The sequence below is a fragment of the Pseudonocardia nigra genome, assembly GCF_019396355.1.
Classification (GTDB): Bacteria; Actinomycetota; Actinomycetes; order Mycobacteriales; family Pseudonocardiaceae; genus Pseudonocardia; species Pseudonocardia nigra.
In genome coordinates this window covers 1-21,092 of sequence record NZ_JAHKRK010000135.1, presented here as the reverse complement: position 1 = coordinate 21,092, position 21,092 = coordinate 1, and the positions used below count along the sequence as shown (strand labels likewise).

The window sequence follows — 21,092 nt, the reverse complement described above, 5'->3', positions numbered from 1 at the left end:
ACCAGCAGATCGGCATTCTGGCGCCGATCCTCCTGGTCGTCTTCCGCCTGCTGCAGGGGCTGTCCGCCGCGGGCGAGACGATCGGCTCCAACTCGTTCGTGGCCGAGCACTCGCCCCAGCCGAAGCGGGGCCGGTTCGTGGCCACCGTCTACACGTGGTCGAACCTGCCCCCGGTCCTCGCGGCACTGTTGGTCCTGGCACTCACGCACTCGATGAGCACGGCGACCTACGAGTCCTGGGGTTGGCGGGTGCCGTTCCTGCTGGGCGCCCCGCTCGCGCTGGTCGGCCTGTACATCCGGACCCGTGTGCACGAGACACCGGCCTTCACGGCGCTGAGGGAGACGAAGCGGGTTGAATCCTCCCCGATCCGGACCGTCCTGCGCGAACACCCACGCGCCATGGCAACCTGCTTCAGCATCGCCGCCGTCGCCAGCCTCGGCTACTACTCCCTGACCGGGTACTTCTTCACCTACATGACAGTGACCGTCGGACTGAGCGACTCCGCGGCCCTGGTGTCCAACAGCATCGCACTGACGATCACCTTCGTCACCGTCCCGCTCGCCGGGGCGCTGTCGGACCGGATCGGTCGGCGCCGCGCACTGCAGATCGCGGCGATCATGAACGCCGGGTTCGCGGTGCCGGCATACCTGCTCGCCGCACAGGGCAGCCTGCTACCGCAACCATCAGCCAGGGCCTCCTGGCGTTCAGCCTCGGCATGTTCTTCGGGCCGGCCGGGGCCGCGTTCGTCGAGCTGTTCCCCGCGCGCACTCGCTACACGGGCGCCTCGATCAGCTACAACCTGGCCTTCACCCTCTTCGGCGGCACCGCTCCGCTGCTGTCGATCTACCTGATCGAGACGACCGGGAGCCGGATCGCCCCCGCCTGGTACGTCGTCGCCGTCTCGCTGGCCGCCCTCGTGATGATCGCGCGGATGCCGGAGACCAGCACCAGGTCCCTCCATCCCGACGCCGCGAACCTGTGAACCGTGGCGGTCCTCGTCATGCTGACGCTGACCGCGAGGCCGCCCCCGCCATGCCGATCTGCCCCTCGTCAGCGGGCGGACCGAGCGCGCAGCGCGGCGGCGTACCAACGTCCGCTGGGCTCGACCGTCCGGGCGAAGGTGGCCCGAGTCCACTCCGACGAGCCCGAACATCGGCCGCCACGACCCCCACTCGTAGTTGTCGAGCAGCGACCAGTGCAGGTACCCGCGGACGTCGATGCCCTCGGCGAGGGCCCGCTCCAGCCCGGCCAGCGCCCCCGACAGGTACTCCACGCGCTCGTCGTCGTCGGTCGCGATGCCGTTCTCCGTCACCACGATCGGGGTGTCGATGCGCGAGGCGGTGTGCCGGATGGCGCCTTCCAGCGCGTCGGGGTAGTACTCCCACCCGGTCTGGGTCCGTCGCACGCCCTCCGGGGCGGCCACCGGACCGGTCGGGCCGATACGCAACCGGGTGTAGGCCTGCACACCGATGAAGTCGTCCCCCTTGGCTGCGTCGATGAACTGGTCCTCGCGCCCACGCCCGGGCGGCGGCCCGCGCCCGGCACGGCCTGGAAGTTCTGATTGGCGACGGTCCAGCCCGACCACAGCCCCGGCACCGCGGACAGTTCCTCGCGCGCCGCGCGATGCGCCGTCACCAGCGCGTTCACCAGCGACTGCTCGGGCGCGGGCAGGGCACCGGCGACGCTCTCGGCATGGCCCTGGGTCCGCATGGCACGCACCATGGCGAGCATGTTCGGCTCGTTGATCGTGCAGACCCAGCCCACACCGTCGAGGATCGGCGACACCGCGCGGGTGTAAGCCGCGAACAGCTCAGCCGACTCCGGACCCGTCCAGCCTCCGCCCTGGTGGAACCAGAGGGGGCTGGTGAAATGGTGCAACGTCACCATCGGGGTCAACCCCCGTTCGAGGCAGCCGTCGATCATCCGCCGGTAACGGTCCAGAGCGGCGCGGGACACGTGGCCCCGCGCCGGCTCGATCCGGGACCATTCGATGCTGAACCGATAGGTGTACAGGCCCAGGTCACGCACGATGTCCAGGTCCTCGTGCCAGCGGTGGTAACTGTCGCACGCGTCGCCGCTGCGCTCCCGCATCGGCGAGCCCTCGGCGTTCTCCAATGCCCACAGGTCGCGCATCAGGTCGAGGGACGAGGCGGCCACCCGGACGACGTAGGTTCCGGCGGCCAGGGACCACCGCCCGTGGGCCGCGTTCCATTCGACAGGTCACGGGCGCCCAACGGCAGCACCACGCGCCGGGACGCACCCGGTTCGAGGCTCACCGAGGTGAACCCCTTGAGTTGGGCGCGCGGCCGGGTGGGCACGTCCTCCTCCCGGCCGACGTACATCTGCGCGACCTCGCGGCCCGCTCGCAGGCCGGTGTTCGTCATGGGCGCCGACTGCCGGTCGCCCGGTCGACCGCTTGACGGCTCCGTGAGCGCGTCCTACCGTCATTCCGCAACGCAAGATTGCACTTCCGCATCGTGGAATCCGCGAGGAGGGGGCCCAATGACGGGACCCGAAACGACCCTGAGCCCTGAGATCGATACGTCCGTCCCTGCCAGCGGGCCACCGATCCCCGACGGTCTCAGCCCCCGGCTCTACAACCATGACCTCGCCCCGACTCGAGCCGAGGGTCGACAATGGGGTGCGTACAACATCTTCACGCTGTGGGCGGTCGACGTACACAGCCTCGGCAACTACGGCTTCGCCCTCGGCCTGTTCGCGCTCGGTCTCGGGGCCTGGCAGATCCTGCTGTCGCTGGGCATCGGGGCGCTGCTGCTGTTCGTGCTGCTCGTCGTCGCGGGCTACATGGGTCACCGGACCGGCTTGCCGTTCCCGGTGATGAGCCGGATCAGCTTCGGGATCCGGGGTGCCCAGATCCCCGCGCTCGTCCGCGGCCTGGTGGCCATCGCCTGGTTCGGCATCCAGACCTACCTGGCCACCCTGGTGCTGACGGTCATGGTCCTTGCGGTCGTCCCGGGCGCGGCCGCGCTGGAACGGGTCTCGTTCCTCGGGCTGTCCGTGCTGGGCTGGATCTGCTTCCTCGTGCTGTGGGTCGTGCAGGTCGGCATCCTGCTTCACGGGATGGACGGCATTCGCCGGTACGAGGCGATCGCGGGCCCGGTTGTCCTGGTGACGCTGGCGGCGCTCGCCGGGTGGATGCTGTGGCAAACCGGCGGGTCGATCGCGCTGTCGGTGCCCGAACCGCTCACCGGCGGCGAGATGTGGGTGAACATCCTCGGTGGGGCCGCTCTGTGGACCGCGATCTACGGCACCTTCGTGCTGAACTTCTGCGACTTCACCCGCGGCTCGTCGAGCCGGGCGGCGATCCGGCGGGGCAGCTTCTGGGGCATCCTGCCGAACACGCTGTTCTTCGGGTTCGTGGTCGTCGTACTGGCCGGCGGCCAGTTCCGGATCGGAAGCCAGGTGATCGCCAGCCCGAGCGACGTGGTGAACACGATCCCGAACACCCCGCTGCTGCTGCTCGCCTCGGCCGCGCTGCTGGTGCTGACGGTCGCGGTCAACCTGATGGCCAACTTCGTGGCGCCCTGCTACGCGCTGTCCAACCTGGTGCCGCGGCTGCTGAACTTCCGCCGCGCCGGGGTGCTGAGCGCCGTGCTGGGCCTGGTCATCCAGCCGTGGAACCTCTACGACAACCCGGTCGTCATCACGTATTTCCTCGGCGTGCTCGGAGCGCTGCTCGGTCCGCTGTTCGGCATCGTCATGGCCGATTACTGGCTGGTGCGGCGCGGCCGGGTGGACGTCCCCGCGCTCTACACCGAGGACACGGACGGCGCCTACCACTACCGGCAGGGCGTCAACCCGCGGGCGGTGGCGGTGTTCGTGCCGTCGGCCGTGGTGGCGGTGGCGGTCGGGTTCGTCCCGGCGCTGGACGCCGTCGCGCCGTTCAGCTGGTTCCTCGGCGCCGCGCTCGGCGCGCTGCTCACCGTCCTCGTCGCGCCGCGGGGCCGGGAGTACCGCGAGGTGTCCGGGGAGTCGATCGCCGTTCCGTCGTCCGGTCACTGAGAGCACGGAGGGAGATCCAGTGCGGATCCTCGTCGTCAACGTCAACACCACCGCATCGGTCACCGAGGCCATCGCCGCCTCGGCCCGCGCGGTCGCCGCTCCCGGCACCGAGATCGTCGGGCTCACGCCCCGGTTCGGCGCCGAGTCGGTCGAGGGAAACCTGGAGAGCTACCTGGCCGCCGTCGGCGTCGCGGACGCGGTGGCCCGCTACGACGGCCCGTTCGACGCCGTCATCCAGGCCGGCTACGGCGAGCACGGCCGCGAGGGCCTGCAGGAGATGCTGGACGTCCCGGTCGTCGACATCACCGAGGCGGCCGCGACGACCGCGCAGTACCTGGGTCACCGGTACTCGGTGGTGACCACGCTCGACCGGACCGTGCCGCTGATCGAGGACCGCCTGCTGCTGGCCGGGCTGGACCGGCGCTGCGCCTCGGTACGGGCGTCCGGGCTGCCGGTGCTCGAGCTGGAGCGCGACCCGGACCGGGCGATCGCCGCGATCGTCGCGCAGTCCCGGCTCGCCGTCGAGCACGACCACGCCGAGGTGATCTGCCTCGGTTGCGGCGGCATGGCCGGTCTGGAGGACAAGGTGCGCGCCGAGACCGGGGTACCGGTGGTCGACGGAGTCCCGGCCGCCGTCACCGTGGCCGAGTCGCTGGTGCGGCTGGGCCTGTCGACATCGAAGGTGCGGACCTACGCCGCGCCGCGGACGAAGCGGGTGACCGGCTTCCCGCTGCAATGGGGGGACGAGTCCCGATAGGCACGACCTGGTGGTGCGGGGCCGGCGGATCATGACGACGGCCGGGGAGCGGCCGCGCGAGGTCGGCGTCTCAGGCGGGCGGATCGTCGCGATCAGTGCTTTCCCGGTCCACTCCGGACGGGTCAGGGGGTGATCCCGGCCCGCTCCGCGACGGCTTCGGCGTTGTGCGCCGCGAGGGCCAGCGCGCACTCGCGCAGCGAGCGCCCGGTGGCGGCCGACTCGGCGGCGACGGTCTCCACCAGGCGCCGCATGACCCGGTCGATCTTGTCGAAGGACGACTCGGCGGTCGGGGCGACGTCGCCGAACACGATCCACCACCACCACGCGTTGGTCATCACGTTGGCGAGGAAGTCGGGCACGACGGGCACGCGGCGGCCCAGCAGCGCGGCCTCGGCCCCGGGCAGGGTGGGCATGTTGGCTCCCTCCACCACCACGCGCGCGGTGATCCGGTCGACGTCCTCCTCGCGGATCACGTAGGACATCGCCACCGGCACGAGCAGATCGCACGGCACGTCCAGCCAGCCGTCCCGGTCCCCGGTCACGTCGTCCGGGCGCAGGGCGGCGCGGTCGATCACGCCGAGCCCGTCGCGCGCGGCCAGCAGCGCCTCGACGTCGAGGCCGGCGTCGTTGCGGGCGAGCCCGTCCCGGTCGGCGACCGCGACCACGCGGACCCCGGCGCGGGCGAGGTAGCGGGCCGCGGCGCCGCCGATGGAGCCGAACCCCTGCACGACCGCGGTCGCCCCCGTGCGCTGCACGCCGAAGCGATCGGCGGCCACCAGGCAGGCCTGCGCGACCCCGTACCCGCCCACCAGGTCCCCGAGCGAGACACCGTCGACGTGCACGGCGAACGCCTCGGCGAGCCGGGCCCGGGCCCGGGCCGCGTCGGCGTCGTCGATCGTGGCGAAGACCGCCTCGACGGTCGAGGGCAGCCCGAGGTCGGCGGCGACCTTGTCCAGGGTCTCCTGGCGCAGGCCGAGGTCCTCCCCGGTGTTCCACTGCTCCCGCACGACCGGGCGGACGGCGCCGAGGAACCGGCGCAGCACCGCGGGCGCCTCCGGGTCGCCGGGGTCGATGTCGATGCCGCCCTTGCCCCCACCGAACGGGAGGTAGGCGTCGGCCGGGTCGTAGACCAGCGCCTCCTTGCGGGTCATCCCCTGCGCGAGGCCGCGCACCTCCGCCAGCGTGCAGCCGGCGCGCAGCCGCAGGCCCCCGCTGGCAAGGCCGCGGACCAGGGTGTCGATCACGACGTAGCCCTTGCGCGCGGTGACCGGGTCGGTCCAGGTGATCTCCAGCAGCGACTCGTGGCTCATATCTTCGTTCCTTGCTCGTGGTGGACGTGCTCGTGGTGGACGTGCTCGTGGTGGACGTGCTCGTGGTGGACGTGGATCACCGTCGGCCGGTCCGCCGCGAGCGCGACGGTGAGGGCCTGCGGCAGCTGCGTGACGTCGGTGACGGCGACGCCGTGGCAGCCCAGCGAGCGACCGAGCGTCGCGAAGTCCGGGGAGGGCAGCGTGACGGAGTGCACGGGGTCGTCCCGGTCGGCCATCTCGTTGCGGATCTCGCCGTACCCGCCGTTGTCGACGACGACGACCGGGAGCGCAATCCCCAGCGCCGCGGCGGTCGCGAGCTCGGCCACGGTGAACATCACGCCGCCGTCGCCCAGCAGCGCGACGACGGGCCGGTCGGGGTGGGCGACCTTCGCCCCGACCGCGGCGGGCAGCCCGTAGCCGAGGGTGCCGTAGCCGGTCGGGTAGAGGAACGCGCTCGGCGCGTGGGCGGGCAGGTTCGCGAGCGCGCCGTAGTAGCAGATCATCGCGCTGTCGGCGGCCACGACGGCGTCGCGGGGCAGCGCCGACGCCAGCGCGTCGACGATCGGGAGCCACTCGGCGCCCTCGGCGCGGGCGTCGGCCCGGGTGCGGTCCCGCCAGCGCGCCGCCGCGTCCTCCCCGCGAACGCGCTCCGGCACCCGCTTGACGAGCTCGCGCAGGCTCGCCGCCGCGTCCCCCACCACGGCGACGTCCGGGACCGCGTTGGTCACCACCGCCACCGGGTCGACGTCCAGGCGCACCAGCCGCCCGGCGAGCGGCAGCGGCCCGTTCCACAGGTCCGCGGGTGCGAGCTCCGTGCCGACGGCCAGGACCACGTCGGACTCCTGGACCAGGTCGCGCACCGCGGGCAGGTGCACCCCGGCGCCGAGCGCGAGCGGGTGGTCCTCGGCGAGCACGCCCTTGCCGTTGGTGGTGGTGACGACCGGGGCGCCGAGCCGCTCGGCCAGCAGGCGCACCTCCTCGGCCGCGCCGCGGGCCCCGCCACCGGCGATGATCGCGACGCGGGCCGCGGCGGCGAGCCGGTCGGCGGCCGCGGCGAGCTGCGCCGCAGGAGCGACGGGGACGGGGAGCGGCACCGGCGCGGCGATCACCGCTTCGCCGGTCTCGGCGAGCACGTCGAGCGGCACCTCCAGGTGCACCGGACGGGGCCGGCCGGCCGTCATCGTGGCGAAGGCCTGCGCCACCGCGACCGGGATCCCGGACACGCTCGTGGCCCGGATACTCGCGGCCGCCACCGCGGCAAGGGCGCCGGCCTGGTCCTTCGTCTCGTGCAACAGGCCGTTGCCGAGGCCGGGATGCCGCAGCGGCATGCCCGGGGAGACGAGCAGCACAGGGACCGAGTCGGAGTAGGCCTGCCCGATCGCCGCGGCCGCGTTGAGCACCGCGGGCCCGCTGGTCACGACGGCCACGCCGGGGCGGCCGGTCGTCCGCGCGTAGCCGTCCGCGGCGTACCCGGCGCCCTGCTCGTGCCGGGTGCCGACGTGCCGCACCCGCTGGGCGGCGAGGTGCCGGTAGATCTCCAGGTTGTGGGTGCCCGGGATCCCGAACACGGTGTCGACCCCGTGGGCGACGAGCGCCGCGACGAGGGCCTCTCCGCCGGTCATCCGGCTCATGTCAGCTCCTCGCCGAGGCGGCCCGCGAGGAGTCCGCGTAGACCACCTTGCCCAGCCACTGGCCGCCGTCGACGGTGAGGACCTCGCCGTTGACGTAACCCGCGCGCCCGTCGTCGAGCAGGAACGCCGCCGACTCCGCGATCTCCTCCGGCGTGGTGAACCGCCCGGCGGGGACGGTGCCGAGCACCCGCTTCGGTCGGGCCGGGCGCGATGCAGTTGACCCGGATCCCGCGCCCGCCCCACTCCACGGCGAGGCTGCGGGTCATCGCGAGCACCCCGGCCTTCGCCGCGGCGCTGTGCACGGTGCCGGGGTGGCCGTGCCAGGCGTAGGTGGCGATGACGTTGAGGATGCTGCCGCGGCCGGCGGCGAGCATGTGCTGCGCGGCGGCGCGCGTGCAGTGGAAGCCGCCGTTGAGCACGATGTCGATCACCGCCTTCCAGCCGTTCGGGGAGAGGTCCTCTGCGGGGCAGACGAAGTTGCCCGCCGCATTGTTGACCAGCGCGTCGAGCCGGCCGTGCCGCGCGACGAGGCCGTCCACCGCCGCGGTGACGGCGGCGGGGTCGCGCACGTCGCAGATGATCACGTCGGCCGCGGCGCCGCGCTCCTCGGCGAGCCGCGCGGTCTCCCGCAGCGGCTCGGCGCGGCGGCCGAGGACCGCGACCGTCCCCCCGCCCGCGGCGTAGCGCAGGGCGATGGCCCGCCCGATCCCGGATCCGCCGCCGGTGACCAGCGCGACCCGGCCGGTGAACTCGTTCATGGGGTGACTCCCGTCAGTACGGCCGCAGCCGGCGGTTGATCGCTGGGGACGGCGGCGACGACCAGCGCGTCGACGGCGACGGCGCCGTCCGGGCCGACCCGCAGCGGGTTGATCTCGCACTCGACGACGCTCGCGTCCCCGGCGAGCAGCCGCGACACCGCGGCCACGGTGCGGGCGGCGGCGAGGACGTCGACGGGCGGCCTGCCCCGCCAGCCCTGCAACACCGCGTGGCCCCGCAGGCTCGCGAGCATGGCCAGTGCCTCCGGAACGCGCACCGGGGCCAGCGCGATCGCGACGTCCCGGTAGAGCTCGGCCTGCACCCCACCGAGCCCGACCAGCACGAGCGGACCGAAGGAGGGGTCGCGGCGGGCACCGACGACGAGCTCGACGACGTCGGGCCTGCGGTCCAGCTCCTCGAGCACGTACTCCCCGTCGCCCAAGCGCGCCGCCATCTCCCGGAACGCGGCGGCCGCGGCGTCGGCATCCGCCAGGCCGACCGCGACGCCGCCCACCTCGGTCTTGTGCTCGACCCACCCCGCCTTGAGCACGAACGGGGCCCTCAGCCCGGCTGCGGCCGTGCGGACGTCGCCCGCCGCGGTCACCCCGACGCCGCGCGGGAACGCGATGCCGGCCGCCGCGATCAGATCCCGGGCCGCGAGGTAGGTCAGCGACTTCCCGCCGGCCGTGCCGTCGGTCGGCCCGGTGGCGCCGAGCTCAGCGGGCTCCCGGCGGTCGTTCATGTCCACCGCGAGCCGCAGGGACCGGGCGACCCCGTCGATGGTGGGCAGCGTGGGCACGGCCTGGTCGCGCATCGACCGCACGGCGGGCGAGTCGTGGCTCATGCTGTGCACGACGACGGGCCTGCCGTAGCGGCGCACCGACCCGGCGAGCGTGTCGACGACGTCGAGCTCGCGCTCCGCCAGGGCCGGGGTGTCCGAGCCGTAGCTGCCGAAGTAGCCGGACAGGATCACCGCGTCGACCTCGTCGCTGCCCAGCAGCAGGTCCACCACCCGGGCGTAGGTCCGCAGGTCCCGCTCCCCGGCGCCGGCGAGGTCGACCGGGTTGGTCACCGCGGCCGTGCCGGGCAGGGTCGCGGCCAGCGCGCCCGCGGTGGCGGTGCACAGCCGGGGCACCGTCAGGCCCCGCCGGGAGACGGCGTCGGCGGCGATCGCGCCCTGGCCGCCGCTGTCGCTGACGATCGCCACCCGCCGCCCCTGCGGCAGCGGGCTGCCCAGCAACAGGTGCGCCAGGTCGACCGCCTGCGCCGGCGTCTCCACCAGCACCGCACCAGCGGCGCGACACGCCGCGGCCACCACGTCGGTGGACGCGGTCAGCGCGCCGGTGTGCGAGCGGGCCGCGGCCCGGCTCGCCTCGCTGGCGCCCACGGTCAGCACCACCACCGGCTTCCCGGCGCGGCGCAGCCGGCTCAGGGTGCCCACCAGCGCGCGCCCGTCGGCGAACTCCTCCAGATAGAGCACCACGGCCCGGGTCATCTCGTGCTCGACCAGGTCCTCGAGCACCTCGGCCGCGGTGACGTCGACCTGGTTGCCCACCGAGACGAACCGGGAGACCCCCAGCCCGGCACGGGCAGCGAGCCCGGCGATCTCCAGGCCGAGCTGCCCCGACTGCGACACGATCCCGAGGCTCCCGGGCTCGAACGTCCCCCACGCCAACTCGAGCCGAGTGGCGGCGTCGTAGAGCCCCAGGCAGTTCGGCCCGACCAGCCGCGCACCCGCCGACCGGACGCGCTCGGCGAGCCTGCGCTCGAACCCGGGCCGGCCGTCGGCGGCGTCGAGGCCCGCCGTGATACCGAGGAAACCCCGGACGCCCAGGTCGAGCGCCTCCTCCACCACGTCGGGGATCGTGGCGGCCGGCGCGCAGAGCACCACGAGCTCGGGCACCTCGGGCAGGTCCCGCAGCGACGGGACCGACGGCACGCCCTCGATCACGGCCGATTTCGCGTTCACCAGGTGCACCGCCCGGCGGTTCCCGCCGCGCAGCGCCCCGCACGCCAGCCAGTACCCCCACTTCGCCGGGTCCGCCGAGGCGCCCACCACGGCCACCGACCGCGGGTCGGAGAAGACGGACAGGTCGGTCACGCCGAACCCGCCAGCGACCGGGAGATGATCAACCGCTGGATGTCGGAGGTGCCCTCCTCGAGCTCCTCGAGCTTGGCGTCGCGCAGCCACTTCTCCACGAGGTACTCCCGCGAGTAGCCCCAGCCGCCGTGGGTCTGCACCGCGGCCGAGGTGACCCAGGTGGTGTTCTCCGACGCGGTCACCTTGGCGATCGCCGACTCCGCCGCCACCGGCTCGCCCACGTCGAACAGGCGCGCCGCCCGCATCGTCACCAGGTGGGAGACGTCGGTCCGGGCCGCCATGTCGGCCAGCCGGAACGCCACGGCCTGGTGCTCGATGATCGGCTTGCCGAACTGCTCCCGCTCCTTCGCGTAAGCGACGGCCGCGTCCAGCGCGGCCCGGGACAGGCCGGTCGCGCCGGCGCCGATCAGGATCCGGGACGCGTCGAACGTGCGCATCAGGCCGTAGAAGCCCCGGCCCTCCTCCCCGAGCCGGTGCCCCACCGGAACCCGCACGTCGTCGAGGAAGACCTCGGCGTTGACGATGCCGCGCTGGCCCATCTTCGCCATGGGGCGCCCGATGGTGACGCCGGGCATGTCCCGTTCGACGAGGAACGCGGTGACCCCGCGCGAACGCAGCGCCGGGTCGACGGTGGCGAAGACGACGACCCACTCCGCATAGGGCGCGTTGGAGATCCAGGTCTTCTGCCCGCTCAGCACGTAGTGGTCGCCGTCGCGCACTGCCCGCGTCTGCAGCGCCGCCGCGTCCGAGCCGACGCCCGGCTCGGTCACCGCGACCGCCGTCACCGGCGGGTTCTGCAAGCTCAGCGGGGTGAGCCAGCGCTTCTTCTGCTCCTCGGAACCGAGCGCCTCCACGGGCCCGGCGAAGAACGCGTTCGAGGTGAGGAAGTTGCCGATGCCGACGTCGCCGTAGCAGAGCTCCTCCTGCACCAGGCACTGCGTGACCAGGTCGGTCACCCCGCCGCCGCCGTACTCGGCGGGCAGCATGTAGGAGCTGAGCCCGAGGGCGGCCGCCTTCGTCCACAGATCCATCGGGGACTCGGTGTCCGCCTCGTCGACCGCGCGGGCCCGCGGGCGGATCTCCCGCGTCGCGAAGTCCCGGGCCAGGCCGATGAACTCGTGCTGTTCCTCGGTGAGATCGAGGCCGTCACGCACTGTGCGGGGCATGCTTTCTCCTTGCAGGCAGGCAGGTTCAGGAGGCGGCTCGTCAGCACGAGCCGCCGGAGCACGGGAGAAGAAGGTCAGGCCGCGATCGGGGAGCCCGTGTCGTCGCGGACCACGAGCGAGCGGTCGGGGTGCCAGTGGGCCACCACGGCCAACCCGGGCCGAGGGGTGAGCTCACCGCGGGTGCCGGCCCGCGCCACGACGGTGCGCCCGTCGGGCAGCGCCACCTCGATCCGCAGGCCGCTGCCGAGGTACACCACGTCCCGGACGACGCCGCTCACCCCGTTGTGGCCGGCGGGGACGTCGCCGCCCTCGGCGGACAGGTGCAGGTGCTCCGGGCGGACGACGAGCGCGGACCCGCCGGCCACCGCGGAGCCGACCGCGAACGCGGCCCGCGTCCGGGCGTCGACGAACCGCTCACCGTCACCGTCGCCGGAGAAGATGTTCGACTCGCCCAGGAACTCGGCGATGTAGCGGCTGCGCGGGCGCTCGTAGAGGTCCTCCGGCGTGCCGACCTGCACGAGCTTCCCGTCGCGGAGCACGGCGATCCGATCCGACATCGTCAGCGCCTCCTCCTGGTCGTGGGTGACGAAGACGAACGTCCTGCCCAGGTCCTGGTGCAGGCGTTTGATCTCCAGCTGCAACTGCTCACGCAGGCGCTTGTCCAGTGCGCCCAGCGGCTCGTCCATGAGCAGCGCCTGCGGCCGGAAGACGATGGCCCGCGCCAGCGCCACCCGCTGCTGCTGGCCGCCGGACAGCTGGGCGGGCCGGCGCTTGCCCAGCGCGCCGAGCTCGACGAGGTCGAGCGCCTGCTGCACGCGCCGGGCGACCTCGGCCTTGCGCACCTTGCGGCGCCGCAGCGGGAAGGCGACGTTGTCCCACACCGACATGTGCGGGAACAGGGCGTAGTGCTGGAACACCATCCCGAGGCCGCGTTGGTACGGCGGGACGGCGGTGATGTCCCGGCCGCCCACCTCGATGCGACCCGCCGTCGGCTCGACGAACCCGGCGAGGATGTTGAGCAGCGTCGACTTGCCCGAGCCGCTCGCCCCGAGCAGGGTGAGGAACTCCCCCTCCCGGACGTGCAGCGTGACGTCGTCGACCGCGCTGGCGCCCTTGTAGTGCTTCACCACGTGGTGGATGTCGATGGCGGTGCCGGCCCCACCGAGGCCGGTCGGGGTGGTGTCCATTCCGTTCTCCTGGGTGCCGGTCAGGCCGGCCGGTCGAGGTGACGGTTCCGCAGCGCCCGCGCCAGGCCGGCCGAGGCGAACAACGCGAGGGTGACGAGCAGCAACATCGTGGACACGGCCGCGACGGTCGGGTCGATCTGGACGCGGATCCCGCTCCACATCTCCACGGGGAGCGTGGTCAGGTCCGGCCCGGCGAGGAAGACGCTGACCACGACCTCGTCGAACGAGGTGATGAACGCGAACAGCGCCCCGGACAGCACGCTGGGCGCGATCACCGGCAGCGTGATCCGGACGAAGGTGCTGATCCGCCCGGCCCCCAGGCTCATCGCGGCCATCTCCAGGTGCCGGTCGAACCTCACCAGCGCCGACGAAACGTTGATCACCACGAACGGCACCGCGAGCGCGGTGTGCACCAGGACGAACCCCAGCGTGGTCTGGGTGAGGCCGAGGCGCAGGAAGGCCGCGTAGACGGCCAGGCCGATGATCACGTACGGCACGAGCACCGGGGCGAGGACCAGCCCGCTGACCAGCGCGCGCAGCGGATAGCGCCCCCGGACCATCGCCAGTGCGGCGAGCACCCCGAGCACGACGGAGGCCACGGTGACCATCAGCCCGATCACGACGCTGTTGACGGTGCCGTCGATCCACGTCGCGTCCTCGAGGTAGGACTCGTACCACCGCAGCGACCACTCCTGCGGCGGGAACTCGAGGAACGCGCTGTCGTTGAACGACATCGGGACGACGACGAACACCGGCGCCACGAGGTAGAGCGCCGTCAGGACGGCGAGCGCGACCAGCGCGCCGCGGACGATGCGCCGGGAGGTCATCGGCCATCTCCCACGAGCTTGCCGAGGGAGACGATCCGGGAGACCAGCACCAGCAGCGCCGCGGTGACGACGAGGAGCACGACGGCGAGCGTGGAGGCGAACCCCCACCGCAGCACCCCGGACAGCTGCTCCACGATGAGCTCGCCGAGCATCATGTCCTGCGGGCCGCCGAGCAGCGCGGGAGTGATGTAGAAGCCCAGCGACGAGATGAAGACCAACAGCGCGGCAGCCGCGACCCCCGGCAGCGTCAGCGGGGCGTAGATCGGCCAGAACGCCTGGATCGGCCTGGCTCCGAGGCCTTCGGCGGCCTGGACGAGGCGGCGGTCGATCCCGCGCATGGTGGCGAACAGCGGGAGCACCGCGAACGGCAGCATGATCTGCACCATCCCGATGACGACGCCGGTGAGGTTGCGGATCATGGAGATCGGCTCGTCGAGGATGCCCAGGCCGATCAGCGTCTCGTTGACGACACCGGCGTCGCCGAGCATCAGTACCCAGGCGAACGTGCGGACCAGCAGGCTGGTCCAGAACGGCACCAGGACGGCCACCAGCATCACCCCGCGCCAGAACGGGGAGGCCAGGGTCATCAGGTACGCGTAGGGGAAGCCCAGCAGCAGCGTGACGGCCGTGACGAGGCCGGAGATGCGGAACGTGTTGAGCAGGACGTCCAGGTAGACCGGCGACCCGAAGAAGTCGGCGTAGTTGGTGAGGCCGGGTTGCGGGTCGGTGACGCTGCGGGCGAGCACCAGCACCAACGGGGCGACGAGGACGAGCAGGAGGAAGGCGACGATCGGCAGGATCAGCAGGCCCCAGCCGTCGACGCCGCGCCGCCTGCGCCCGGGGTCGTCGGACAGCGGTGGACCGTCCTGGCCGGGGCTCCGCCGACCGGCCGCCCGGTCCGGCGCCGCGACCGTGACGCTCACCTCGCCGCCCATTCGTTCAACCGCTCGGAGACGGCGTCGTAGTGCTCGGCCCAGTAGCCGTAGTCGATGACCGCCGCACGCTTCGCGGCGTTCTCCGGGGCGCCGGGGAGCTCCTCCAGGACGTCCGGCTCGACGAACTCGAGCGCCGCGTCGTTGACCGGGCCGTAGGCCACCGCGTTGGCGTAGTCCGCCTGCGCCTTCGGGTTCTCGAGATACCAGGCGATCCATTCCTGGGCGAGATCCGCGTTCGGCGAACCGTTCGGGATCACGACCTGGTCGTAGGACAGCAGGTGCTCGTTCCACTCGTTCGCGACGGGCTGGCCCTCCTGGGCCGCGGAGAAGATCCGTCCGTTCCACGCCTGGATCAGCGGCACCTCGCCGCTGGCCACCAACTGCTGCTGCTGCTCACCGGTCTCGTAGAAGACGATCTCGTCCTTGATCGTGTCCAGCTTCCGGAACGCCCGATCGATGTCCAACGGGTACAGCTCCCCCGGCGCCACCCCGTCGGCCAGCAACGCCGCCTCGAACATCGCCCCCGTCGCGTACTTCCAGAAACCCCGCTTCCCCGGGAACTGCTCCGTGTCGAAGAACTCCGCCCACGTCCTCGGGTGGTTCTCGACCGAGAACGCCTCGGTGTTGTAGCCGATCGTGAACGCGTACTCCAGGAGCGGGGCACCGCATTCGCCGACCGTCTCGGGATCGACCAACGAGGTGTCGACGGTGGTGGCGTCGAGCTTCACCGCCCAGCCGTTCGTGCAGGCGGTGTGGGCGAAGTTCGGCTCGACCTCGACCACGTCCCAGGCGACCCGCCCCGACTCCACCTGGGCCCGGAACTTCGCGTAGTCGCTCGGGGAGTCCTGCTTCACGGTCACACCCGCCGCGTCGGCCCACGGCTGCACGCCGGCCGAGACGGGGGTCTCCTGGTCGGCACCGCCCCACATGACGACGGTCAGTTCCTTGCCGCCGTCGCCCTCGGCCGCTGCGCCGCCGCACGCGGCCAGGAGCGTCACTGCACTTGCCGCCGCTGCGGCCGTGGCAACCCGCTTCACGTGGCGCACTCGTCCTCCTCGTTGATAGACGCGTCAGGTACTGCACGGGGCCGCTGCAGGCGACCCCTCGGAGCTCGGCGTGGAGCTACTGCGCGACCCATTCGGTCAGCCGCTCGGGAACGGCGTCGTCGTGCTCGGCCCGGTAGCCGTGGTCGATGACCGCCGCGGGCTCCGCGGCACTGCCCGGGGCGACGGGCAGCTCGGCCACGGCGCTCGGTTCCTCGGCGCCGTCCCCGGCCACCCCACTGCCGCATGCGGACCCGAGCATGACAGCTCCGACTGCAGCCACCGCAGCGAGAGCTCGTTCCCGGTCGCGCACCCGGCCTCCAAAGTTGATTGTCGCGTCAGTCAGCTCGAAGATTGACGCCACTCGCCGCCGCTGTCAAGCACGGGATGGACGCCACCCCCGCCGGCCGGAGCGCACAGCGGTCGCGACGGCGGCCGAGCACGTGGGACGGAGCCGGGGCGCCGGCCCGGGACGCGCCGGCAGGCAGGCGAGGGAACGTCAGCGCGTCACGGGTGGGACGACGTGGATTCGAGAGCGTGCAGCATCTCGTCGCAGACCGCGCGCATCCGGCCGAGCGTCATGCTGTGCGAACCCAGCAGGACCTGCAGCGCGAGCCCGTCGATCAAGCCGATCAACGCGTTGGCCAGCAGCACGGCGTCGCCGGTCCGGAACTGCCCCGCACCCTGGCCGTCACGGATGACGGAGGCGACGATCCGGCGCCATTCGCCGTAGACGCGCTCGTTCAGTTCCTGCAGGTCAGGTTCGTGCAGTGCCTCTACCCACAGCTCCGCCCAGACGTGCCACGCCTTGACGGTATCGGCATCGGCGGGGAGGTAGGAGTCGACGAATGCGCGCAGCCGCTGCCGCGGGTCCGAATGCGCCTCGAGCAGCGGCTGCCGTCGCTTCAGCGAACGCTCGAAGTTGTACTCGAACGCGGCGTGCATCAGATCGCGCTTCGTGTCGAAGTAGTAGTGCACGGTGCCGGTGCTCATCCTCACCCGCTTGGCCACATCGGCCACCCGCAGAGATTTGAACCCCATCTCCGAGACCACCTCGCAGGCCGCGGCCAGGATCTGCTCACGCCGCTCGGCTTCGACGCTGACCCTCGGCATCCGACCCCCATCACACTCTGACCGAACCTCCCCCGTCGTCTGACGGCTCAGTCAAGGATTATGCACGGGTCCGGCCGGCAGCTCACCAGGAAGCGATCGAGCACGCGGGCCCTCCTGAACTTGCGTCGGAGCTTCCGCGCCGATCGCTCGACCGTCACACCCGGGGAGTTCACCTGGCGTTCAGCCGTCCCGCCTCCGGGTGCGGTGCGCCGAGGCCGCCGTGCGCGCGGGATGCGGGCCTTCGTCGGGCGCGCCGTACCGTCGGGTGTCCCGGTGGCATATCGGGCGCTGGGAGGCGCTCCTGTCTGCGCTGCGCAGCCGGGAATGCGCGGCCGTGCTCGATGATCCGAGCCTGGCTGCGTTCCGGTCGAGCCTGCGGTGGCTCGTCCCGGCGTGGCATCGGGCGGGCGATCCGGTTGCGGGTTCGCCGCTGCTGGCCGGCGAGGGCACGCTGCGGCTGCTCGGCGCCCTTGCGGGAGGCCGCGGGTGTGTGCTCGTACTGGAGGACACCGCGGAGGCGATCTTGGGGCTGGTACGGGACGGACTCGAAACGGTACGGGTCGACGCGGCCTGATCCAGGCGGTCCGCGCCGCGACGATGAGCCGGTCTCCGAGATGCGCAAGCGGGAGCCGCCGGCTCTTCCGCCGCCCACACCGGGGGCGGCGCGCGCAGAAAGCCCACTCGTCGCATTGCTGAGCACCACCACTGGTGCCGAGTGCCGATAGTGGCGGACGGTCCCCCGGTGTTAGACAACTTCGAAGTTGGCCATCATTCCCATGTCTTCGTGTTCGGCGTTGTGGCAGTGGAAGAGATTGCGGCCGCGGTAGCCGTCGAAACGGGTGATGATCTCCGCCGATTCGCCCGGCCGCAATGAGACGGTGTCCTTGAGGCCCGCATCGTGGGGCAGCGGCGGCCGGCCGCTGCGCGAGAACACCCGGAAGCCGACCAGATGCAGGTGGACGGGATGGTGGACGTCGGCGACCAGCCGCCACACCTCGACATCGCCGAGACGGACGGTGACATCGGAGCGGGCGGGGTCGAACGGTAGCCCGCCGATCAGCCATCCGTGATCGCCGCGCATTCGCCCAGTACGGAAGGAGAAGTCGCGCACCCTGACGGCGTCCGACCTGCGCCAGATCGGCAGATCGTTCGAGAGGGTGCGTGGGATGCGGCTGTCGTCGGTGGCGTTGCGTGCGACCCGAAAGGCCATCACGTCGCGGGTACGCCCGGAGCCCAGCCGGTTGACGACTCTGACACGGCTGCCGACCGGGACGCCGGAGAAGTCGATGATCACGTCGTAGCGTTCGGCCGGCGCGATCGGCAGGAGCCGGTGGGTGACCGGCGCCGCGAGCAGTCCCTGGTCGGCGCCGACCTGGACGAGATCCAGCCGGCGTCCGTCGTCACTGACCGCTTCGAGTTCGTAGTGCCGGGCGTTCGAGGCGTTCAGGATGCGCAGCCGGTACCGGGCTGCGTCGACCTCGTGCACGGGCCATGGGGCGCCGTTGACCAAGATCACATCACCGAGTACTCCGGCGAGATAGGGCCCGCGAACGCCCGGCCGCTCACGCAGGGTGGGGTCGAGGGAGGGGTAGTCGAGGCTGCCGTCGGCGGCGAACGCACGGTCCGCGATCATGAGAGGCAGTTCGCGCCGCCCCGCAGGCAGGCCGAGCGAGTCCTCGGCATCGTCGCGCACGATCTGCAGCCCGGCGAGGCCCCGCCAGACCGCGGGGGCGGTGAAGTCCATCCGGTGGTCGTGGTACCACAGCAGCGCCGCCCGCTGGTCCAGCGGGAACGTGTAGTCCCGCGTCAGCTTCGTCGGCACCGCCCGCGGATCGTGCATGCCATGCCCGAGGCCGTGCCCGCCCTGGCCGGTCTGCATGACGTGGGCGACGTCCGGCCAACCCTCAGGCAGGACGAGGTCGGTCGGTCGGGTACCCGTCGGAATCTGCCGGGGTCCGTCCGCCGTGCAGGTGCATGACGGTCGGCACGGGCAGGTCGTTGCGATGCGTGACGGTGATCGGCCGGCCGCGGCGCGACTCGATCGTCGGTCCCGGGAAGGTGCCCTCGTACGTCCACAGCCGCGTCCTGACACCGGGCAGGATCTCCACGATCGCTTCGCGCTGGGTGATCTCGTAACGGTCGACACCGCCCGAGATGTTGACCCGTGCCAGCACGGAGGGAAGTGGCAACGGCACCTGGAACGCGGGCGGCAGCGGCACGGCGCTGCGCAGTTCGGCACCGGTGAACGGCGGGCGGCGGGAGAGTGCGGCCGAGGCCGACAGCCCGGTGGCCGCCATCAGCCCGAGCGCCCCGCCGATGCCCAGCACCTGGCGCCTGGTCATCGCATGGGCAGGGCCGGATCGGTCGTCATGGTGCTCACGCTCGTCGGCTTCCTGCTGTTCCGGCTCCTCCACGGTCTGCACCCGCTCGGGCGGGGGCTGCGGTCGCCGCCGGAGGGGCCGGCGCCACACGGCGATGAACAGCACGACGAGCGCGACGATGGTCATCACCCCCAGCGGGATGTGCAACCACAGCGCGCCGGCCATCCCGGCGAAGTACTGCACCGTCTCGGCCGCCACCACGGCCAACGTGGCAAGGAACGGCCAGACCCGACGCAGCCGAACCCAGACCACGGTCGCCGCGATCACCTGCAGGTAGCCGAACCGATGGAGGAGACGGCGTCGGCGCCGGTCGTGTGCCAGCGCAAGCCGTCGAAGTCACCGCTCAGATACACGCCGGCGAACACCGGCTGACCGACGATCGCCACCACGTGTGCGCTGACGACGGCCCGCAGAACCCAGCCACTGAGCCTCGTCCGATGCGCGGCATCGGATCGGACCGACGCGGCCGGCCGGAACCGGTCAGCTGCGGTGACCATGAGGCGTCCTCCTGTCCCAGCCGAGGACGGCCCAGCCGGAGCCCTGGACGGTGGTGGCGGTGGCGATGTGCGGGGCGAGGGCGCCGTAGTCGTAGAGCAGGTCGGGCAGCGTGTACTCGATGGTCACGGCCTGATCCTCGAACTTCGAGTCGGGTTGACCTCAAGCCGGCCATGGCACAGGTCACGGGCGCGGTTCCGGTGGAAGCGCCGCCAGGAGGACGAGGACCTCGACGGGCTCAAGGACCGCTCAAGCGCCCGCCCGCGCACGGCTCCGGGCTGGGCAAGATCCGCTCGGTCGTCGAACGAGGCTTCGCCTGGCTGCACGCCTTCACACGGCTCCGAACCCGCTACGAGCGGCGTCCCGACATCCACCTCGGCCCGCTCCAGCTCGAATGCACCTTGATCTGCTACCGGCGGCTCAAGACGACATTCTGAAACACGCTCTTATCTTGATCTTTAACCTGTGCGTTGTTGGCGTGGGGTGATGGCGGGTTCGCGACTGGTGATCTTCCCGACGTGGTGGTGGGGTGCGGGCCTGCGGTTGCGGGAGCTGACGTTCCCCCCGTAGCACGGACACCTGCGGTGTGGGGTCAGTGATCTTGGTCTGACCGCGTGTGCAGGGCTTCAAACGTGGCGGGGCTGTGCATTCCGACACCGGAGTGGCGTCTCTTTGTGTTGTACCAGCACTCTATCCACTCGAACATCGCGTTGGCAAGTTCGTCGCGTGTCTGCCATGCTTTCGAGTCGAGTAGCTCGAGTTGCATCGTTCCCCAGAACGATTCCATCATCGCGTTGATGCTCCTATAGTTGTCAAGCCGCAGGCGCGAGATCCTCTGTCTTGTATGGTGCGACGATTGTCTGATAGATTTCGCGTATCAAGAGCCGTTTCAGGCAACGCAGGATTTCCTTTTTGGTCTTCCCTTCTGCGATGCGTCGGGCGGTGTAGGTGATCGTCAGGGCCCCGGCGTTGTAGATCTTTGTCCGGTTTGATCGTTTGTTGTTAGATTCCGAAGACCGCGAAGGCGGCGGCGTGGTCGTGGAGGTCGCGTCGGGCGTGGGCGAGGTTGGCGCGGCCGGCGAGGCGGAAGGTGTTGATCGCCAGGTTGCGGAAGCTGGCGAGGGTCCGCGGCGCCGTACCGGTTCTGACCTGCGAGGAGTCTTCGGCGAAGGTGACGTCGCGGGTCCAATGCAGACGATTTTCCACGGTCCAGTGTTGGCGTTGGTAGTGGTTGAGGTGTGCGGGGCTGGCGAGATCGGCGGGCAGGCTGGTGATCCCGTGGATGATCTCCTTGGTGTCCCAGATGCCGTCCAGGCCACCGACGTCGCGGCGCAGTCGAAAGACTTGGCGGGCGCCGGGGAACAGGG

The 21,092-nt window shown here is 71.7% G+C and carries 24 protein-coding genes and 2 pseudogenes; 5 read left to right on the top strand and 21 right to left on the bottom strand.

The features are described 5' to 3' along the window. Nucleotides 1–851, top strand: an 851-nt coding sequence (locus tag KME75_RS26835) for an MFS transporter (protein WP_219417665.1), incomplete at its 5' end; no start/stop codon positions are given. On the opposite strand, the gene KME75_RS26830 is transcribed toward KME75_RS26835, so the two are convergent. The 4 genes and pseudogenes from KME75_RS26830 to KME75_RS26820 form a co-directional block, all read right to left on the bottom strand. Further along, nucleotides 844–1,002, bottom strand: coding sequence for a hypothetical protein (locus KME75_RS26830; protein ID WP_219417664.1), 159 nt, complete (start codon nt 1,000–1,002; stop codon nt 844–846). The two genes, KME75_RS26835 and KME75_RS26830, sit on opposite strands and share 8 nt — an antisense overlap. A gap of 184 nt (nt 1,003–1,186) precedes the next feature. Then, nucleotides 1,187–1,405: pseudogene (locus KME75_RS43695) on the bottom strand (family 1 glycosylhydrolase); the annotation flags it as partial. Then, a complete protein-coding gene (locus tag KME75_RS26825; protein ID WP_219417663.1) occupies nt 1,309–2,157 on the bottom strand; it encodes a family 1 glycosylhydrolase in 849 nt (282 codons plus the stop codon). The gene KME75_RS26825 and the pseudogene KME75_RS43695, both read right to left, overlap by 97 nt. Further along, nucleotides 2,133–2,384: a fibronectin type III-like domain-contianing protein gene (locus KME75_RS26820; protein WP_219417662.1), complete on the bottom strand. Its 252-nt coding sequence runs from the start codon at nt 2,382–2,384 to the stop codon at nt 2,133–2,135. The genes KME75_RS26825 and KME75_RS26820 overlap by 25 nt, the downstream gene beginning before the upstream one ends. 118 nt (nt 2,385–2,502) lie before the next feature. On the opposite strand from KME75_RS26820, the gene KME75_RS26815 reads away from it, so the two are divergent. After that, nucleotides 2,503–4,023, top strand: a complete 1,521-nt coding sequence (locus KME75_RS26815) for an NCS1 family nucleobase:cation symporter-1 (RefSeq protein WP_219417661.1) — start codon at nt 2,503–2,505, stop codon at nt 4,021–4,023. Between the two features lie 19 nt (nt 4,024–4,042). Beyond that, entirely contained in the window at nt 4,043–4,780 is a 738-nt protein-coding gene (locus KME75_RS26810; RefSeq protein WP_219417660.1) for an aspartate/glutamate racemase family protein, read from the top strand. 122 nt (nt 4,781–4,902) lie between these two features. Here KME75_RS26810 and KME75_RS26805 read toward each other — a convergent pair whose 3' ends face one another. From KME75_RS26805 to KME75_RS26755, 11 genes are all read right to left on the bottom strand, one after another. Continuing rightward, nucleotides 4,903–6,090, bottom strand: coding sequence for a Glu/Leu/Phe/Val dehydrogenase dimerization domain-containing protein (locus KME75_RS26805; protein WP_219417659.1), 1,188 nt, complete (start codon nt 6,088–6,090; stop codon nt 4,903–4,905). Next, the gene (locus KME75_RS26800; protein ID WP_219417658.1) at nt 6,087–7,721 is read right to left on the bottom strand and encodes a 5-guanidino-2-oxopentanoate decarboxylase; all 1,635 of its coding nucleotides are present in this window, start codon (nt 7,719–7,721) and stop codon (nt 6,087–6,089) included. The genes KME75_RS26805 and KME75_RS26800 overlap by 4 nt, the downstream gene beginning before the upstream one ends. Further along, a complete protein-coding gene (locus tag KME75_RS26795) occupies nt 7,718–8,479 on the bottom strand; it encodes an SDR family NAD(P)-dependent oxidoreductase (protein WP_219417657.1) in 762 nt (253 codons plus the stop codon). Before KME75_RS26795 ends, KME75_RS26800 begins: the two co-directional genes overlap by 4 nt. Next, entirely contained in the window at nt 8,476–10,578 is a 2,103-nt protein-coding gene (locus tag KME75_RS26790) for an acetate--CoA ligase family protein (RefSeq protein WP_219417656.1), read from the bottom strand. Before KME75_RS26790 ends, KME75_RS26795 begins: the two co-directional genes overlap by 4 nt. Then, on the bottom strand, nt 10,575–11,744 hold the full coding sequence (locus KME75_RS26785; protein WP_219417655.1) for an acyl-CoA dehydrogenase family protein: 1,170 nt from the start codon (nt 11,742–11,744) through the stop codon (nt 10,575–10,577). The genes KME75_RS26790 and KME75_RS26785 overlap by 4 nt, the downstream gene beginning before the upstream one ends. A 74-nt stretch (nt 11,745–11,818) precedes the next feature. Further along, complete coding sequence (locus KME75_RS26780; protein WP_219417654.1) at nt 11,819–12,931, bottom strand: ABC transporter ATP-binding protein; 1,113 nt, start codon at nt 12,929–12,931, stop codon at nt 11,819–11,821. A 20-nt stretch (nt 12,932–12,951) separates the two neighbouring features. After that, nucleotides 12,952–13,758, bottom strand: a complete 807-nt coding sequence (locus KME75_RS26775) for an ABC transporter permease (protein WP_219417653.1) — start codon at nt 13,756–13,758, stop codon at nt 12,952–12,954. Next, entirely contained in the window at nt 13,755–14,693 is a 939-nt protein-coding gene (locus KME75_RS26770) for an ABC transporter permease (protein WP_219417652.1), read from the bottom strand. The genes KME75_RS26775 and KME75_RS26770 overlap by 4 nt, the downstream gene beginning before the upstream one ends. Further along, nucleotides 14,678–15,730 carry an ABC transporter substrate-binding protein gene (locus KME75_RS26765; protein ID WP_219417651.1) on the bottom strand — a complete coding sequence of 351 codons (1,053 nt, stop codon included), beginning with the start codon at nt 15,728–15,730 and terminating at the stop codon, nt 14,678–14,680. Before KME75_RS26765 ends, KME75_RS26770 begins: the two co-directional genes overlap by 16 nt. Before the next feature lie 85 nt (nt 15,731–15,815). Next, entirely contained in the window at nt 15,816–15,998 is a 183-nt protein-coding gene (locus tag KME75_RS26760; protein WP_219417650.1) for a hypothetical protein, read from the bottom strand. 245 nt (nt 15,999–16,243) lie between these two features. After that, nucleotides 16,244–16,849: a TetR/AcrR family transcriptional regulator gene (locus KME75_RS26755; RefSeq protein WP_219417649.1), complete on the bottom strand. Its 606-nt coding sequence runs from the start codon at nt 16,847–16,849 to the stop codon at nt 16,244–16,246. Nucleotides 16,850–17,114: 265 nt separating this feature from the next. Here KME75_RS26755 and KME75_RS26750 point away from each other — a divergent pair, with 265 nt between their 5' ends. Then, nucleotides 17,115–17,423 carry a hypothetical protein gene (locus KME75_RS26750; RefSeq protein ID WP_219417648.1) on the top strand — a complete coding sequence of 103 codons (309 nt, stop codon included), beginning with the start codon at nt 17,115–17,117 and terminating at the stop codon, nt 17,421–17,423. Between the two features lie 171 nt (nt 17,424–17,594). Here KME75_RS26750 and KME75_RS26745 read toward each other — a convergent pair whose 3' ends face one another. The 4 genes from KME75_RS26745 to KME75_RS26735 all read right to left on the bottom strand — a co-directional run bounded on the left by KME75_RS26745 (nt 17,595) and on the right by KME75_RS26735 (nt 19,854). Further along, nucleotides 17,595–18,728 carry a multicopper oxidase family protein gene (locus tag KME75_RS26745; RefSeq protein WP_219417647.1) on the bottom strand — a complete coding sequence of 378 codons (1,134 nt, stop codon included), beginning with the start codon at nt 18,726–18,728 and terminating at the stop codon, nt 17,595–17,597. Between the two features lie 25 nt (nt 18,729–18,753). After that, nucleotides 18,754–19,497 carry a multicopper oxidase domain-containing protein gene (locus KME75_RS46135; protein ID WP_308283106.1) on the bottom strand — a complete coding sequence of 248 codons (744 nt, stop codon included), beginning with the start codon at nt 19,495–19,497 and terminating at the stop codon, nt 18,754–18,756. Further along, the gene (locus tag KME75_RS45175) at nt 19,494–19,616 is read right to left on the bottom strand and encodes a hypothetical protein (RefSeq protein ID WP_281424708.1); all 123 of its coding nucleotides are present in this window, start codon (nt 19,614–19,616) and stop codon (nt 19,494–19,496) included. Before KME75_RS45175 ends, KME75_RS46135 begins: the two co-directional genes overlap by 4 nt. A 94-nt stretch (nt 19,617–19,710) precedes the next feature. Continuing rightward, nucleotides 19,711–19,854: a hypothetical protein gene (locus KME75_RS26735; protein WP_219417646.1), complete on the bottom strand. Its 144-nt coding sequence runs from the start codon at nt 19,852–19,854 to the stop codon at nt 19,711–19,713. Between the two features lie 122 nt (nt 19,855–19,976). Between KME75_RS26735 and KME75_RS26730 the strand changes: the two are divergent. Beyond that, nucleotides 19,977–20,162: pseudogene (locus KME75_RS26730) on the top strand (IS5/IS1182 family transposase); the annotation flags it as partial. A gap of 155 nt (nt 20,163–20,317) precedes the next feature. Here KME75_RS26730 and KME75_RS26725 read toward each other — a convergent pair. Then, complete coding sequence (locus tag KME75_RS26725) at nt 20,318–20,512, bottom strand: integrase core domain-containing protein (protein WP_372452671.1); 195 nt, start codon at nt 20,510–20,512, stop codon at nt 20,318–20,320. A gap of 215 nt (nt 20,513–20,727) precedes the next feature. Further along, nucleotides 20,728–21,092 (bottom strand): transposase (locus tag KME75_RS43690; protein ID WP_372452670.1); only part of this gene is annotated, 365 nt, incomplete at its 5' end.